Origin of the sequence: Pseudomonas sp. USTB-Z, from assembly GCF_019691255.1 — a bacterium.
Lineage (GTDB): Bacteria > Pseudomonadota > Gammaproteobacteria > Pseudomonadales > Pseudomonadaceae > Aquipseudomonas > Aquipseudomonas alloputida.
Genome location: NZ_JAECZP010000005.1, coordinates 180,006 through 195,993, shown reverse-complemented (window position 1 = coordinate 195,993; position 15,988 = coordinate 180,006). Strand labels below are relative to the sequence as shown.

At 64.4% G+C, this 15,988-nt stretch carries 14 protein-coding genes and 1 riboswitch; of the genes, 7 read left to right on the top strand and 7 right to left on the bottom strand.

Features of this window, described 5'->3' with window-relative positions; all coding sequences use genetic code 11:
- Positions 1-11: 11 nt before the first annotated feature.
- A complete protein-coding gene (locus tag I8746_RS08340; RefSeq protein ID WP_014756960.1) occupies positions 12-1,163 on the top strand; it encodes an acyl-CoA dehydrogenase family protein in 1,152 nt (383 codons plus the stop codon).
- Positions 1,164-1,264: 101 nt separating this feature from the next.
- Here I8746_RS08340 and I8746_RS08335 read toward each other — a convergent pair whose 3' ends face one another.
- The gene (locus tag I8746_RS08335; RefSeq protein WP_003247933.1) at positions 1,265-2,197 is read right to left on the bottom strand and encodes a LysR family transcriptional regulator; all 933 of its coding nucleotides are present in this window, start codon (positions 2,195-2,197) and stop codon (positions 1,265-1,267) included.
- Positions 2,198-2,321: 124 nt separating this feature from the next.
- On the opposite strand from I8746_RS08335, the gene I8746_RS08330 reads away from it, so the two are divergent.
- Complete coding sequence (locus I8746_RS08330; RefSeq protein ID WP_003247932.1) at positions 2,322-2,582, top strand: DUF2790 domain-containing protein; 261 nt, start codon at positions 2,322-2,324, stop codon at positions 2,580-2,582.
- Between the two features lies 1 nt (position 2,583).
- On the opposite strand, the gene I8746_RS08325 is transcribed toward I8746_RS08330, so the two are convergent.
- Entirely contained in the window at positions 2,584-3,276 is a 693-nt protein-coding gene (locus I8746_RS08325; protein ID WP_060538852.1) for a tRNA (adenine(22)-N(1))-methyltransferase TrmK, read from the bottom strand.
- Positions 3,277-3,412: 136 nt separating this feature from the next.
- On the opposite strand from I8746_RS08325, the gene I8746_RS08320 reads away from it, so the two are divergent.
- Positions 3,413-3,793, top strand: a complete 381-nt coding sequence (locus I8746_RS08320) for a RidA family protein (protein WP_004577524.1) — start codon at positions 3,413-3,415, stop codon at positions 3,791-3,793.
- A gap of 214 nt (positions 3,794-4,007) precedes the next feature.
- Positions 4,008-6,008: a U32 family peptidase gene (locus I8746_RS08315; RefSeq protein ID WP_003247926.1), complete on the top strand. Its 2,001-nt coding sequence runs from the start codon at positions 4,008-4,010 to the stop codon at positions 6,006-6,008.
- Between the two features lie 335 nt (positions 6,009-6,343).
- On the opposite strand, the gene I8746_RS08310 is transcribed toward I8746_RS08315, so the two are convergent.
- A complete protein-coding gene (locus tag I8746_RS08310; protein WP_010954363.1) occupies positions 6,344-7,669 on the bottom strand; it encodes a sigma-54 dependent transcriptional regulator in 1,326 nt (441 codons plus the stop codon).
- Positions 7,670-8,010: 341 nt separating this feature from the next.
- Here I8746_RS08310 and I8746_RS08305 point away from each other — a divergent pair, with 341 nt between their 5' ends.
- Positions 8,011-8,277 (top strand): hypothetical protein, encoded by a 267-nt coding sequence (locus I8746_RS08305; protein ID WP_003247923.1) that lies wholly within the window; start codon positions 8,011-8,013, stop codon positions 8,275-8,277.
- A 106-nt stretch (positions 8,278-8,383) separates the two neighbouring features.
- Here the strand turns inward: I8746_RS08305 and I8746_RS08300 are convergent, their stop codons facing one another.
- From I8746_RS08300 to cobW, 4 genes are all read right to left on the bottom strand, one after another.
- Positions 8,384-8,974: a VWA domain-containing protein gene (locus I8746_RS08300; protein WP_012052138.1), complete on the bottom strand. Its 591-nt coding sequence runs from the start codon at positions 8,972-8,974 to the stop codon at positions 8,384-8,386.
- Positions 8,975-9,051: 77 nt separating this feature from the next.
- Positions 9,052-10,065, bottom strand: coding sequence for an ATP-binding protein (locus tag I8746_RS08295; protein ID WP_088512696.1), 1,014 nt, complete (start codon positions 10,063-10,065; stop codon positions 9,052-9,054).
- Position 10,066: 1 nt separating this feature from the next.
- The gene (gene cobN, locus I8746_RS08290; RefSeq protein WP_221100447.1) at positions 10,067-13,828 is read right to left on the bottom strand and encodes a cobaltochelatase subunit CobN; all 3,762 of its coding nucleotides are present in this window, start codon (positions 13,826-13,828) and stop codon (positions 10,067-10,069) included.
- Positions 13,829-13,831: 3 nt separating this feature from the next.
- A complete protein-coding gene (gene cobW / locus I8746_RS08285) occupies positions 13,832-14,899 on the bottom strand; it encodes a cobalamin biosynthesis protein CobW (RefSeq protein ID WP_221100446.1) in 1,068 nt (355 codons plus the stop codon).
- A gap of 99 nt (positions 14,900-14,998) precedes the next feature.
- A riboswitch (cobalamin riboswitch) is annotated at positions 14,999-15,216 on the bottom strand.
- 100 nt (positions 15,217-15,316) lie between these two features.
- On the opposite strand from cobW, the gene I8746_RS08280 reads away from it, so the two are divergent.
- A complete protein-coding gene (locus I8746_RS08280; RefSeq protein WP_004577132.1) occupies positions 15,317-15,469 on the top strand; it encodes a hypothetical protein in 153 nt (50 codons plus the stop codon).
- Positions 15,466-15,828, top strand: a complete 363-nt coding sequence (locus I8746_RS08275; RefSeq protein WP_014753366.1) for a hypothetical protein — start codon at positions 15,466-15,468, stop codon at positions 15,826-15,828. The genes I8746_RS08280 and I8746_RS08275 overlap by 4 nt, the downstream gene beginning before the upstream one ends.
- Positions 15,829-15,988 lie beyond the last annotated feature (160 nt).

Here is a 15,988-nt window from a genome sequence, read left to right as displayed (position 1 = left end):
GGAGTACACAGATGCAAGACCTCGAACTGAGCGAAGAACAGATCATGATCCGCGACATGGCCCGGGACTTTGCCCGTGGCGAAATCGCACCCCATGCCCAGGCTTGGGAAAAGGCCGGCTGGATCGATGATGGCGTGGTGCGCAAGATGGGCGAACTGGGCCTGTTGGGCATGGTGGTGCCCGAGGACTTCGGCGGCAGCTACACCGACTATGTCGCCTATGCCCTGGCCGTGGAAGAGATCGCCGCCGGCTGCGGCGCCACCGGGGCGATGATGAGCATCCACAACTCGGTAGGTTGCGGCCCGCTGCTGGCCTACGGCACCGCCGACCAGCAACAGCAGTGGCTGCCACGCCTGGCCAGCGGCGAGGTGATTGGCTGCTTCTGCCTGACCGAGCCACAGGCCGGCTCCGAGGCGCACAACCTGCGCACCCGCGCCGAGCGGGTGGATGGCCAGTGGGTCATCAACGGTGCCAAGCAGTTCGTCAGCAATGCCCGCCGTGCCGGCCTGGCGATCGTCTTCGCAGTGACCGACCCGGAGCTGGGCAAGAAAGGCCTGTCGGCGTTCCTGGTGCCCACCGACAACCCTGGGTTCAAGGTTGATCGCAGTGAGCACAAGATGGGCATTCGCGCCTCCGATACCTGCGCAGTGACCTTCGACAACTGCCGCATTCCTGCCGCCAATATCCTCGGTGAGCGTGGCAAGGGCCTGGCCATTGCCCTGTCCAACCTCGAAGGCGGCCGTATCGGCATTGCCGCCCAGGCCTTGGGCATCGCCCGCGCCGCATTCGAAGCGGCGCTGGTCTACTCGCGTGACCGCATACAGTTTGGCAAGCCGATCAACGAACACCAGAGCATTGCCAACCTGCTGGCCGACATGCAGGTGCAGGTGAACGCCGCACGTTTGCTGATCCTGCACGCCGCCCGCCTGCGCAGCGCCGGCAAGCCGTGCCTGTCGGAAGCGTCACAGGCCAAGCTGTTCGCTTCGGAGATGGCCGAGCGGGTGTGCTCGATGGCCATTCAGGTGCATGGTGGGTACGGCTATCTGGAAGATTACCCGGTGGAGCGCTACTACCGGGATGCGCGGATTACCCAGATCTATGAAGGGTCGAGCGAGATCCAGCGCATGCTGATTGCTCGGGAATTGAAAAACTATCCGCTGTAACGCAAAGGCAACGCGGTTCTTGGGGGCGCGGGCGACGCTGTGGCTGGCACCGGCTTTGCCGGTGTTCGCGGGCGCGCCCGCTCCCACAGGACCCTCTCGCCTCAGCGCCAATACCGCGCGTCATCCACCACCCTGGCATGCCCCTCGAACAGCGCCGGCAACTGCTCCTTGAGGTAGTCGATCCAGGTGCGCACCTTGGCATCCAGGTAGTGGCGTGACGGATACATCGCATACAGCGCACTCTCCCTCAACCGATACGGTGCCAACAACCGGCGCAAGCGCCCCTGCTCGATCGCCTCGCTGGCGGTGTAGAACGGCAGCAGGCCAATGCCCATGCCCAGCTCGCTGGCCACCAGCATGGCGTCGGCAACGTTGGTGGAAAAACTGTCATTCGGCGCAATCACGCACTGGTCAACCCCTTGCGGGAACACCCAGTCGCCTTCGTACATCGGGTAAGCCATGCGCAGGCAGCGATGGCCGTGCAAGTCTTCGGGGCGCTCCGGTACACCGTGGGTATCCAGGTAACCGGGGGCCGCGCAGGGGATGCTGAAAATGTTGCCCAGCGGCACAGCGATCAGCTGCGAATCCGGCAGCGCACCGTCCACGGTGATCACCACGTCATGCCCTTCTGCCAGCGGGTCGGGGTTGCGCTGCGACAGCGTCAGCTCGATCACCACTTCCGGGTATAGCGTGTTGTAGCCGGCCACCAGCGGCATCAGCAACAGCCCCATGCCGTGCGGGCAGTGCAAACGCAGATGGCCGCGAGGCGTGAGGTGCGCCCCTCGCGCTTCGCCCACGGCTTCTTCGGTCAGCAGCATGATCTGCCGTGCACGCTCCAGAAACCGCTCACCCGCCTCGCTCATGCGCAAGCGCCGGGTGGTGCGGTGCAGCAGGCGGGTCTGCAGCTGGTTCTCCAGCTCGGCAACGATGCGCGAAACCTGCGCTGCAGAAATATCCAGAGCATTGGCAGCTGCAGCGAAGCTGCCACATTCCACCACACGGGTGAAGGTACGCATGGCATGCAGCATGTCCATGAAGGTGTGCTCCTTTCTTTGTCTTATTCTTGCGTTACAGGCAGGAATCTATCACGGTTTAGCCCATTTATTGTGGATGACCAATGAATAGATCATTAGCCATCCATTAAAAAAGGAGCCTGTCATGAAACGCTCGATCGCTGTCCTTGCCATTGCCGCTGCCTTCGCCTCGTTCGGTGCTTTTGCCGATGCCGGCAACAACCAGCCAGTCAGCAGCCAATATGAATACGGCATGCCGCTGGACGTGGCCAAGGTCATCTCCATCACACCGGCCAGCAACGCAGCCGACTGCCAGGTAGGCACCGCACACATGGTGTACGTCGACCATCAGGGCCAGAAGCGCGAAATCGACTACCGGGAAATGGGCAACTGCTCGCAGCAGTGAGTCAGGCCAGCACCTGGGTGATCCAGCCCACCTGCTGATTGAAATCGTCGATCTTCGCCTGAGGCACCGCACCGCGGGCCCGCTGGAAATTGGCCAGGGTCTGCTGCTTCTGCCGCAGCATGCGCCGCCACTTGACCACAAACGCCTCGCTTTTCTCCTGCATCAACACGGGGCCGAAGTACAGCTGTTCAGCGCTATACACCCCCCTGCCCGGCTCGGCGACGATGATCTCGTAATCGAAGCGGTTTTCCCGTAGCAGCTCTTCGCTGACGATCTGGTAACCATTGCCCGCCAGCCACTGGCGCAGTTCGCGCTCACCGCCATTGGGCTGCAGTACCAGGCGCGTGACGCCGCCAAGGCGCTGCTTGCCGGCTTCGAGTATCTCGCACATGGTGTCGCCGCCCATCCCGCAGATGCTCACCACCGAGATACGGTCTTGCGGTTCGACCGCTGCCAGCCCATCGGCCAGGCGTACGGTTACCTGCGCTTGCAGGCCGTTTCTGCGCACATTGCGCTGGGCCGAGGCGAACGGCGTCTGCGCCACTTCACCCGCTACAGCGGCCTCGAGCACGCCACGCAGCATCAAGGCCACCGGCAGGTAGCCGTGGTCCGAGCCAATGTCGGCCAGGCGCGCCCCCTGCGGTACATGGGCGGCCACGCGCTCCAGGCGCCTGGACAAAGTCTGTTCGTTCAACGTAAACCTCTGGTTTTGCAATCGCCCGCGATTCTGACGGCGAACGCCGCGCATTTCAAACGCCGAGGCACCCTCGACCGGGCTGGTGTGCTCGCGTAGGCTTGCCGTTTTCCTTCCGTTGCAAGGCAGACACACCATGGCACATGCAGACATCATCTACACCCCGGACCCGGACGCCGAGTCGATTTCCTCGGACGTTGCCGAGTACAACGGCGTGCTGGTCACCACGCAAATCCCGACCCACGCCGACGGCAGCCTGGAACTGGGCGGCATCGTCGAGCAGAGCGAATGCACCCTGCAGGCGCTGAAAGTGGCCCTGGAAAAGGCCGGTAGCGGCATGGACCGCGTGCTGCACCTGACCATCTACCTGACCGACATGGCCGACCGCGCAGCGTTCAACGAGGTGTACCAGCGCTTCTTCAGCAAGCCCTGGCCGGTGCGTGCGGCGGTGGGTGTGGCTTCACTGGCCTTTGAAGGCATGCGTGTGGAAGTGACGGCGATGGCTGCCAAGCGCTGAGCTGCGCTTGTTGGGGTGCGCAGCGCCCCCAACATCGTTGACTGACCGCAACATCGCCGGGGCCGCTCTGCGGCCCTTTCGCGACGCAAGGCCGCTCCCACAGTTGCGCGTACCCGCAGCCAATCCCGCACCTCTCGGCACCCCAATGATGCCGCCAGCCCGTTTCACCGCTACAATGCCCGCCTAAACCGTGACAGCCCGAAAATATAACGACATGTCCCTTCCAAAGAATCACCTGGAACTGCTCAGCCCTGCCCGTGACGTGGCCATCGCCCGTGAAGCGATCCTGCACGGCGCTGACGCCATCTATATCGGCGGCCCGAGCTTCGGCGCGCGCCATAACGCCTGCAACGAAGTCAGCGATATCGCCGAGCTGGTCGAGTTCGCCCATCGCTACCATGCACGCGTGTTCACCACCATCAACACCATCCTGCACGACAACGAGCTGGAACCGGCGCGCAAGCTGATTCACCAGCTGTACGATGCCGGCGTTGACGCGCTGATCGTGCAAGACCTTGGGGTGATGGAGCTGGACATCCCGCCGATCGAGCTGCATGCCAGCACCCAGACCGACATCCGCACCCTGGAACGGGCCAAGTTCCTCGACCAGGCTGGCTTCTCGCAACTGGTACTGGCGCGCGAGCTGAACCTGCAGCAAATCCGCGCCATCGCCGCCGAAACCGATGCCGCCATCGAGTTCTTCATCCACGGCGCGCTGTGCGTGGCGTTCTCTGGCCAATGCAACATTTCCCATGCGCAGACCGGCCGCAGCGCCAACCGTGGTGATTGCTCGCAAGCCTGCCGCCTGCCCTACACGCTGAAAGATGACCAGGGCCGCGTGGTTGCGTTCGAGAAACACCTGCTGTCGATGAAGGACAACAACCAGACCGCCAACCTGGCTGACCTGGTCGATGCCGGCGTGCGCTCGTTCAAGATCGAGGGCCGCTACAAGGACATGGGCTATGTGAAGAACATCACCGCCCATTACCGCAAAGAGCTCGATGCCATCCTTGAAGACCGCCCTCAGTACGCCCGCGCGTCCAGCGGCCGTACCGAACACTTCTTCCTGCCCGACCCGGATAAAACCTTCCACCGCGGCAGCACCGACTACTTCGTGACCGACCGCAAGGTCGATATCGGCGCCTTCGACTCGCCAACCTTCACCGGCCTGCCGGTGGGCGTAGTGGAGAAGGTCGGCAAGCGTGACATGCAAGTGGTCACCGACGTACCGCTGACCAACGGCGACGGCCTCAATGTGCTGGTCAAGCGCGAAGTGGTGGGCTTCCGCGCCAACATCGCCGAACCGCGTGGCGAATTCGAAGAAGACGGCCAGAAGCGCTACCGCTATCGCGTCGAGCCCAACGAAATGCCCGAAGGCCTGCACAAGCTGCGGCCCAACCACCCGCTGTCGCGCAACCTCGACCACAACTGGCAACAGGCCCTGCAACGCACCTCCTCCGAACGCCGGGTCGGCGTGGAGTGGCACGCCGTCCTGCGCGAGCAGCGCTTGATGCTAACCCTCAGCAGTGAAGAAGGCGTAAGCGTGCAGGTGGCCCTGGACGGCCCATTCGGCGTAGCCAACAAGCCGCAGCAAGCACTGGAGCAGTTGCACGACCTGCTCGGCCAGTTGGGCACCACCCTGTACCACGCCGACCGCATCGAACTGGATGCCCCGCAGGCGTACTTCATTCCCAACTCGCAGCTCAAGGCCCTGCGCCGCGAAGCCATCGAGGCACTGACTGCAGCACGCGTGCAGGCGCATCCGCGTGGCGGGCGCAAGGCCGAGACCACGCCACCGCCGGTGTACCCCGAGTCGCACCTGTCGTTCCTGGCCAACGTATACAACCAGAAGGCCCGCGACTTCTACCACCGCCACGGTGTGCAACTGATCGATGCGGCCTATGAAGCGCATGAAGAACACGGCGAAGTGCCGGTGATGATCACCAAGCACTGCCTGCGCTTCTCCTTCAACCTGTGCCCCAAGCAGGCCAAGGGCGTGACCGGCGTGCGTACCAAGGTGGCACCGATGCAGCTGATTCAGGGTGACGAAGTGCTGACCCTGAAGTTCGACTGCAAGCCGTGCGAGATGCATGTGATCGGCAAGATGAAGAGCCACATCATCGACCTGCCGACCCCGGGCAGCGCGGTGGCCCAGGTGGTGGGGCATATCAGCCCCGAAGACTTGCTCAAGACCATCCCGCGCGGACCGCACTGAGTTCGCCGGGCAGGGCCTCTTCGCGGCTAAACCGATGTGTGTCCACCCCCGGTGTAGGAGCGGGTTTACCCGCGAATACGGTAGCAGCGACAACAGTGAACGGCCGGTGGACATTGGCCAGCAGGCCCGGCCCTTTCGCGGGTAAACCCGCGCCTACACAGGCTTGTGGTTCCCCGGTAGGAGCGGCTTTAGCCGCGAATACGGTAGCCGCGACAACGGTGAACGGCGGGTGGAAATTGGCCAGCAGGCCCGGCCCTTTCGCGGGTGAACCCGCTCCTACACGGGCTTGTGTAAGAGCGGCTTCAAAGAACAGCGCAAGCGTACCTCAGCAGCGCTCAGCGTATCTGGTGCTTGTGCAACAACCGATAGAACGTCGGCCGTGAAATGCCCAGCACCTTGGCCGCCACGCTCAGGTTGTCGCTGTGCCGGTTGAGCACATCGCACAGCGCCTGGCGCTCGGCGCGCTGCTTGTATTCTTCCAGCGTGCCCAGCGGTTGTTGTTCCGGGTCGAGCAGTTGCAACCCCAAGTCTTGCGCCTCGATCTGCCGCCCTTCGGCCAGCACCAACCCGCGGCGCACGCGGTTGGCCAGTTCGCGCACATTGCCCGGCCAGTCATGCCGCCCCATCGCCGCCAGGGCATGGTCGCTGAACGACCGTGGCCGACGCCCGGTCTCCACACTGTAGAAATGGGCAAAATGGTTGGCCAGCATCGACAGGTCACCATGCCGGTCGCGCAACGGCGCGGTCACCACCTGCAAGACGTTCAGGCGGTAATACAGGTCTTCGCGGAAACGCCCTTGCTCGATGGCCCGCTCGAGGTCCACATGGGTGGCCGCCAGCACCCGTACATCCACCGGTATGGGCTGGCTGCCACCCACCCGCTCGATGTGCTTCTCCTGCAAAAAACGCAGCAAGTTGGCCTGCAATTCCAACGGCAGGTCGCCGATTTCATCAAGAAACAATGTGCCGCCATCGGCCGCTTCGATACGCCCGGTCTTGCGCTGGTGGGCACCGGTAAAGGCGCCCTTCTCATGGCCGAACAGTTCGGACTGGATCAAGTGCTCGGGGATCGCCCCGCAGTTGATCGCGATGAACGGTTGCTCGCTGCGTTGCGACTGGCGGTGCAAGGTGCGCGCCACCAGCTCTTTGCCGGTGCCGCTTTCTCCGCGGATCAGCACAGGCGATTCGGTGGGTGCCAGTTTACCCAGCAACTTGCGCAACTCGCGGATAGGCCGGCTTTCGCCGAGCAACTCATGGGTTGCCTCATCGACCTTGACGGCCCCCTTGCCGCGCAAGCGCGCCATGCCGAAGGCCCGGCCCAGGGTTACCTGCACGCGGGAGACGTCGAACGGCAGGGTATGGAAGTCGAAAAACCACTCACACACAAAATCACCGAACGCCGGCATGCGCAACTGATCGGCGCTGAGCACGGCAATCCATTCGGTGTTGCTGCGCTTGATCATGTCCTTGACCGCGTCCGGGTGCCTCAGGTGCGAAGCCTGCAAGCGCAATAGCCCGACATCGCACGTGTGGTCCAGCGCGGCCCCGAGCATACAGCTGTCCACATCCCAGCCTGCGTTGCGCAGGCCAGGTAACAAGCGGTGGCAATCGTCGCAGGGGTCGACGATAAGCAAACGGCGTTGAGCGGCAGGCTGCTGCATGACCGATCCTTGGCGCCAGTTTTTGGTTTTTTGAAGTAAAACAGCAAGTTGTGGCGCCCGTTTAACAGTAGCAACGAAGTTGACGGTGCCCAGTACCGTCTGTCTGCCGAATCATTTTTTTACAAACCGCCACGGGAATTTTCGCACTTTATCGACATCACATGGCGGCGCAGGCAAGAACAGCGTCGACCCTGAAAAAAAATTTACAGCCAATGTGTGACTTACCCACGAACAACGAGCATCAGTAGACATAACCCCGCGCTGCATTTCGCGATCAATGAGGCGACTTTGAAGCAACGCGGACTTCACTTCGATGTTTGGGACCATAGAGAGACCGAACCATGAATGCCCCGCTCCGTGTCAACGAAGCACTGCTGATTGCCGACCACGCCTTCGAACCTTTCCAGTGCGTAGCCTGGGATGCACCCAACGGTACTGGTGAACTGAGCCTGGCAGTGATCGACCGGACCAGCACCCGCATCGGCGCCAAGCAAGTGTCGTCGCGCATCTACTCCGACCCGGCCCAGTGGGCCAGCCTGATCGAAGAAGTGCGCGCCGAATTGTGTGAAAAGGGCTACGACCTGCAACCGTGGTCGATGCCGAAGTAAGATCGGCCAGCACAACAAGTGCGTGCATGGTCACGCACTTGTACAACTTCTCTGTTGCTGTTGTGGCAACTTTCCCAATTGCGACAACGTGTCGCAACCTGCCAGTTCAATCCACCACCTTGAATTGTTGCAAGTGCTGGTAATCAGCCTGTAATTGTTCTGCCAGACGCTGCGCGCGTCCCAGGCGCACGGGCGCCAGTTCCATATCGACCAACAACGTGGCGCATGGCATCGGCTGCACGGTATTGCTGTGCTGCAGGCGACCGTCGGTGAACACCAGGCAACGCAAGGCCTCTTGCGGATGGGCTCGCTGCCGCGCCTGTAGCCAGTGCCGCGCCTGTTCCAGGGCGGCGATCAGCGGCGTGCCCCCACCTGCTCCCAAGGCCTGCAGCCAGGGTTGCAAGGCAGCGGATGCCTTCAGCCCGTGGCGCTGCCACTGTGGTGTGCGCCCGCTGGCAGTCAGCAGGGCCAGGCGGGCGCGCTGGCGGTAGGCCTGGTCGAACAATGCCGCCAGCAGCCCTTTGGTCTGTGCCAGCGCCTGATGGCGCCGGGTTGAAGCCGAGGCATCGACGATCACCAGCCACAATTCTGCCGGCCTGCCTTGGCGCTGCTGCCAGCACAGGTCCTGTCGCTGGCGTGGCCGCCCTTTGAGCAAGGTCGGCAGCCAGGCTACCCGGCCGGCCGCCGCATTTCGCACGAGGCCACGGCGGGTACCGTTCTGCTTGCCTATGCCCGTTCTGGCATCCGCCCCGTTGGCTGGTGGCTGGGGGATGCTCAGGGCTTTTTTGCCCAGTTCGGCACCTCGCGGCGGGCGCCGCTGGCTACCGGCTGTGCCGGTAATGCCCCCCAGTCGCCCTGCCCACCCTGTTCGCCCGGGTTGCCGGCGCCAGGCTGCTGGTCAGGCGGCTGTGGCGCCGACGGCGGGCTGGCCTGGGGCGTCATACGGCGGCGATGGCGCAAGGCGAATTCGGCCACCGCCTCGACATCCACTTCTTCGATAGCTGCAGCCCCACGCCAGGCACAGTGGGCGCGCGCAGCGCGCAGCCACACCAGGTCGGCACGCAGGCCGTCCACGCCGGCGGCGTAGCAGCGCTCGGTAATCCAGGCAAGCGCCTGGTCATCCAGGGCAATGTCGGCCAAGGCCTGGCGCGCCGCGTGGCAGCGCTCGCGCAGTTGCGCCTGGGCCTGGGCCCAGTGTGCGCAGAACGCCTGAGGGTCACTGTCGAAGGCCAGACGGCGGCGAATGATCTGCTGCCGGGCCTCGGGCTCCGGCAAGCCCTCCAGCGCCACGTTCAATCCGAAACGGTCGAGCAACTGCGGGCGCAGTTCGCCCTCTTCCGGGTTCATGGTGCCGATCAGTACGAAGCGGGCGCTGTGCCGATGCGAGATACCGTCACGCTCGATGCGGTTTGTGCCGCTGGCAGCCACGTCAAGCAACAGATCGACCAAGGTGTCGGGCAGCAGGTTGACCTCATCGACATACAGCACACCGCCGTCGGCCTGGGCCAGCACGCCCGGGGAAAACTGCGCCTTGCCCTGCCCCAGCGCGGCATCCAGGTCGAGGGTGCCGACCAGCCGCTCTTCACTGGCGCCCAATGGCAAGGTGACGAACGGGCCTTCGCCAAGCAGGTCGGCCAGGCCACGGGCCAGGGTGCTCTTGGCCATGCCACGCGGCCCTTCGATCAGCACACCACCGATCCTGGGGTCGATGGCGGTCAGGCACAGCGCCAGCTTGAGTTCGTCTGCACCGACCACGGCCGCCAGCGGAAATTGTACGGGTTCACTCATTTCAAGCCTGTTCCTCGCCATCGAGCAGTTGTTCCTCAAGGGCTTCGCGGTAGTCGCCCGGCGCCTGCCACAAGCCGCGCTGCTGGGCCTCCAGCAGGCGCTCGGTGAGGTCGCGCAGGGCCTCGGGGTTGTGCTCGCGCATGAAATCGCGGGTTGCCGGGTCGAGCACATAGGCATCGGCCAGCCCCTGGTAATGATGGTCGTCGATCAGGTGCGTGGTGGCGTCGAAGGCGAACAGGTTGTCGACTGTCGCGGCCATCTCGAAGGCACCCTTATAGCCGTGACGCTTGACCCCGTCGATCCACTTGGGATTGAGCGCACGGGCGCGGATCACCCGGTTCAGCTCTTCCTTGAGGGTACGGATGCGCGGTCGGTCGGCCTGGCTGTGGTCGCCATGGTAGCTGGCCACCACCGCCCCGGACAGGGTTTCCGAGGCCGCCAGCATGCCGCCCTGAAACTGGTAGTAATCGTTGGAATCGAGCAGGTCGTGCTCGTGGTTGTCCTGGTTCTGCAGCACCGCCTGCACCTTGGCCAGGCGCTGGGCGAACTGGGCGCGGGCCGGGGTGCCGTCGTCGCTGCCGCCGTAGGCATAGCCGCCGTGGTTGAGGTAGACCTCTGCCAGGTCGTCGCGGCTGTGCCACAAGCGCCCGTCGATGGCGTTCTGGACCCCGGCACCGTATGCGCCGGGTTTGGCACCGAACACCCGCCAGCCAGCCTGACGTGCAGCCTGCTCGGCATCCACGCCTTGAGCCTGCAGCGTGGCCCGTTCGCTGCGCACGCGGGCAGCCAGGGGGTTGAGGTCGTCAGGTTCGTCCAGCGCGGCCACGGCCTGCACGGCGGCGTCGAACAGGCGGATCAGGTTACCGAAGGCATCGCGGAAGAAGCCGGAAACGCGCAACGTCACATCCACCCGCGGGCGGTCGAGCAGGCTCAACGGCAAGATTTCGAAGTCGTCGACGCGCTGGCTGCCGGTGGCCCAGACAGGCCGCACGCCCATCAGCGCCATGGCCTGCGCGATGTCGTCGCCGCCGGTGCGCATGGTCGCCGTGCCCCACACCGACAGGCCGAGCTGACGCAAGTGATCGCCGTGGTCCTGCAGATGGCGCTCGAGGATCAGGCTGGCCGAGGCGAAGCCCAGGCGCCAGGCTGTGGTGGTGGGCAGGTTGCGCACATCCACGGTATAGAAGTTGCGGCCAGTGGGCAGCACATCGAGGCGCCCTCGGCTAGGCGCACCACTGGGGCCGGCGGGCACGAAGCGCCCGGCCAGTGCCGCCAGCAGGCCATGCATTTCAGCCGTGCCGCAGGCGTCCAGGCTGGGTGCGACCGCTTCACGCAGGGCTTGCACTACAGCGTGCACCGGTTGCCACTCACTCAGGTCGGGTAACTGTGCCGTGCCCTCCAGTGCCTGCCCGATCACCTGAAGTGCCAGCAGCTCAAGGCGCTCGCGGGTGTCGCCACAGGTGCGCCAAGGTTCATTGCTCATGGCCTGCAGCTGTTCAGGGCGTATGCCCTGCCACGGCTGCCCAAGGTCGCAGTCGAGCGGGTCCCAGCCCGGCACCAGTGCTTTGGCCAAAGCCCGCAGCAGGCTGGCATTACCCCCACGACCGTCGCCACGCTCGACCCGCAACAACGCCAGCAGCGTATCCAGGCGTAGCCGCCCTTCAGGTGACTGACCAAACACGTGCAGGCCATCGCGAATCTGCGACTCCTTCAGGTCGCACAGGTAGGTGTCCAGGCGCGGCAGCCAGAGCGCCGCATCGTCCAGTTGCCCTTCCAGTTGCAACTCACGGTCGATGTGGTTGGCCTTGACCAGCTCGAGGATGTCACGCTGCAACTCGCGGGCACGTCGAGGGTCGAGCAACTGCGCTTCATAGAACTCGTCAGCCAGTTGTTCCAGGTGGCGCAGCGGGCCATAGGTTTCGGCACGGGTCAGCGGCGGCATCAGGTGGTCGATGATCACCGCGTGGGTGCGGCGCTTGGCCTGGGCACCTTCGCCCGGGTCGTTGACGATGAACGGGTAGATGTTCGGCAGCGGACCCAGCAGCGCGTCCGGCCAGCACTGCGCCGACAGCCCGACGCCTTTGCCGGGCAGCCATTCGAGGTTGCCATGCTTGCCGACGTGGATCACCGCATCGGCGGCAAATGCGTGACGCAACCAGAAGTGAAATGCCAGGTAGCCATGCGGTGGCACCAGGTCAGGGTCGTGATACACCGCGCTAGGGTCCACCTGGTAGCCCCGCGCCGGCTGGATACCGACGAAGGTCAAGCCAAAGCGCAGGCCGGCAACCATCAGCCGGCCGCTGCGGAACATCGGGTCCTGTTCGGGCGGCCCCCAGCGTTCCAGTACTGCCTGGCGGTTGGCCTGCGGCAGGCGCTCGAACGCCACCTGGTAATCGGCCAGGCTCAGGCTCTGGGCACAGGGACGCTGGTCGAGATGGTCGAGGTCGTTGGTCACGCCACCGAGCAGCTGGTGGATCAGTTGCGTACCGCTGCCCGGCAACTCGGCCAGCGGATAGCCTTCGGCCTGCAGCGCCTTGAGGATGTTGAGTGCGGCGGCGGGCGTGTCCAGGCCGACGCCATTGCCAATGCGGCCATCCCGGGTCGGGTAGTTGGCCAGCACCAATGCCACACGCTTCTGGGCGTTGGGCAGGCGGGCCAGCTCGACCCAGCGGCGGGCCAGCTCGGCGACAAAGTCCATGCGCTCGGGGTGGGCGCGGTAGCAGACAACGTCGGACTGGCTGCGCTCGCTGCGCCAAGCCATGTCCTTGAAACTGACAGGGCGTGTGATGATGCGCCCGTCCAGCTCCGGCAATGCAATGTGCATGGCCAGGTCGCGCGCGCCCAGGCCCTGCTCGCTGGCTTCCCACCCTGGCTGGTTGTCCTGCGCGCAGATTGCCTGAAGCACCGGGATGTCGCGGCGAAACGGGCGCAGGTTGGGGCGCTCGGGGCTGGACAAGGCGAAACCGGTGGTATTGACCAGCACTTCAGCGCCGACCTCGTCCAGCCAGGCTTCGACCTGTTCCAGGCAGGCGCTTTCCTTGAGGCTGGCCACGGCGATCGGCAACGGGTTCAGGCCGGCAGCCTGCAGGCGCTGGCAGAACACGTCGATGAACGCGGTATTGGCCGCTTGCAGGTGCGAACGGTAGAACAGCAGCGGTGCCACTGGCTGGTCGGGGTGCCAGTGTGGGTACCAGTCCTCGAGTGTCGCGCTGCCCTTGGCGGGGTGATAGACCGCCGTTCGCGGCAAAGGCTGCGGCTCGTCCCAGGCATAGTCGCGGCCCAGCCATTGGCTGGCCAGGCAGTTGAACAGGTTGATGGCGTTGGCCTTGCCGCCCTGGCGCAGGTAATGCCAAAGCCGCTCGGCCTGCTCACCGCGGACGTTGCCCAGGCTGGTCAGCTCCGGGTCCGGGCGGTCATCGCCCGGCACCAGAATCAGCTGCACGCCACGGGCGGCCAGCTCGACCAGTTGTTCGACACCATAGCGCCAGTAACCAACGCCACCGTGCAGCGACACCAGGATGACCTGGGCGTGGCGCAGCACCTGGTCGACATACAGGTCGACCGAGGCATGGTTCTGCACCTGCATCGGGTTGGCCAGGCGCAGGCTGGGAAAGTCTTCGGGCAATTGCTCGGCGGTGTCGGCGAGCAAGGCCAGGTGTGAATCGCCGCTGCAGAGAATCACCAGCTCGGCGGGTGTCTGGCCGAGGTCGGCAATGCTGTCATCCGGTACGAAACCACCGGGCTGGGTCCGCAGCAGGTGCATGGGTCAGGCGCCCAGTGCCTGGCGCAGGCGCGCTTCCAGCTGGGCAGCATCGAGGTCCTGGCCGATCAGCACCAGGCGAGTGATGCGCGGCTCATCGGCGCGCCAGGCGCGGTCGAAGTGCTTGTCGAAACGGGTGCCCACGCCTTGTACCAGCAGGCGCATCGGCTTGCCCGGGATGGCGGCGAAGCCTTTGGCGCGCAGGATACCGAACTCCACCACCAACTGGGTCAATGCATCGAGCAGCAGGCTTTCGTCGGCTTCCGGCAGGTCGATGGAGATGGAGTCGAAAGCGTCGTGGTCATGATCGTCATGATCGTCGCCGTCGTGATGCGAATCGTGGTGGGTTCGGCGGCCATCGATATGCGCCTCGGACTCGGCACCCACGCCCAGCAGCACCTCCAGTGGCAGCTTGCCGCTGCTGGCCTCGATGACTTTCACCGCCGGCGGCAGTTCTTCGGCCACCTCGGCACGCACCTTGGCCAGGCCTTCGGCGTCGATCAGGTCGGCCTTGTTCAACACCACCAGGTCGGCGCTGGCCAACTGGTCAGCGAACAGCTCATGCAGGGGCGATTCATGGTCCAGGTTAGGGTCGAGCTTGCGCTGGGCATCGACCTGGTCCGGGTAGGCAGCAAAGGTGCCAGCGGCCACGGCCGGGCTGTCGACCACGGTGATGACCGCATCGACGGTGCAGGCGTTACGGATTTCCGGCCACTGGAACGCTTGTACCAATGGCTTGGGCAGGGCCAGGCCGCTGGTTTCGATGAGGATGTGGTCGAGGTCGCCACGGCGGGCCACCAGCTCGCGCATCACCGGGAAGAATTCTTCCTGCACGGTGCAGCACAGGCAGCCATTGGCCAGCTCGTAGACGCGGCCGCTGGCTTCTTCTTCGGAGCACCCGATGCTGCACTGCTTGAGGATCTCGCCATCGATGCCCAGTTCGCCGAACTCGTTGACGATGACCGCAATGCGGCGCCCCTGGGCGTTGTCGAGCATGTGGCGCAGCAAGGTGGTCTTGCCCGAGCCGAGGAAGCCGGTGACGATGGTGACGGGGAGCTTGGCCAGTGTTTTCATGTCGCATTGCCCTTGGCAGTGTGGCGCGGGCATGCAGGACGACAGCCGCAGGCTAGGCCGGCCGGGCTTGTTCGCCACCGGATCACCCCGCCCGGTTGAAAGTCGAAAACGTGACGAGGCAGGTCTCCTGGCTTGCACCGTTCCATGTCCCCGTTCAGTCGAACAGCGGGCTGGCGGGATGACGCCTTCCCGCGCGCTGGCGCAGTGGCTGTGTCGATCCGTTGTCGGTGCTTACAGTTGCGGGGGCAGCCGCGGCTTGTACCGCGTTCCCGTCTTAGCTTCGGCCAGGCCGAAGAACCTCGAAGTGGGCAAGGCTACGCAGTGGCTGGCGGGTGGTCAACCATTGCTGCCGGCTGGTCGACCATAAGAGGAGCAACTGCGCTACAGTGGCACCTTTTCAACGGACAAGGACGCCCCATGCCCCTCGCCCCCGCCCTACCGGTACTGCGCATGTTCTCGGCCGACAAGGCCAAGGCTTTCTACCTGGATTGTCTGCAGGTGCAGGGGCAGGCCCCGTTAGACAACCACCTGCGCTTTTGCCAGCAGATCGATGACGAGGCCAACCCATGAAGGCACTGGGCAAACGCGAAATAGGCCGCCTGGAGCGGGAGTTGGTGGCATGCCTGACCGATGCCTGCGAAACCGCCAAGGCGGAGATTGTCGGCTTCAGTTGGCTAACCCATCGCCTCAACCCGGAGGACTTTCCGAGCAGCCTGCGTATTACCTGGGTATTCGAGCAAGAGGCCGACAAGGCAGCGGCCGTGGTCGGTGATGCGAAGGCGCGCATGCTGGCACTTACCGCTCTGGCGCTGGAGCAAGCCGGCATTGAGCTGGACCATCCGGCCTGGCATGTGCGATTCGACAGTGAAGAAGCCTGCGCGCACGGCCACGGCGGAGACTGGGCCAAGCGCTTGCAGACGCAGCGCTGAGCCCCAACCGGCAGCCGGTGCTTTACCCGGCCCCAGACGGTCCGTTAGGCTATGCATTCTCTAAATGACGAGGTGTTCGTCCAATGCGCCATTGATGCCGCCGTCCGTTCGACGGCCAGTCTTCAGCCTCCGGTTCGTTCCGGAGATGTCGCGGCATTTG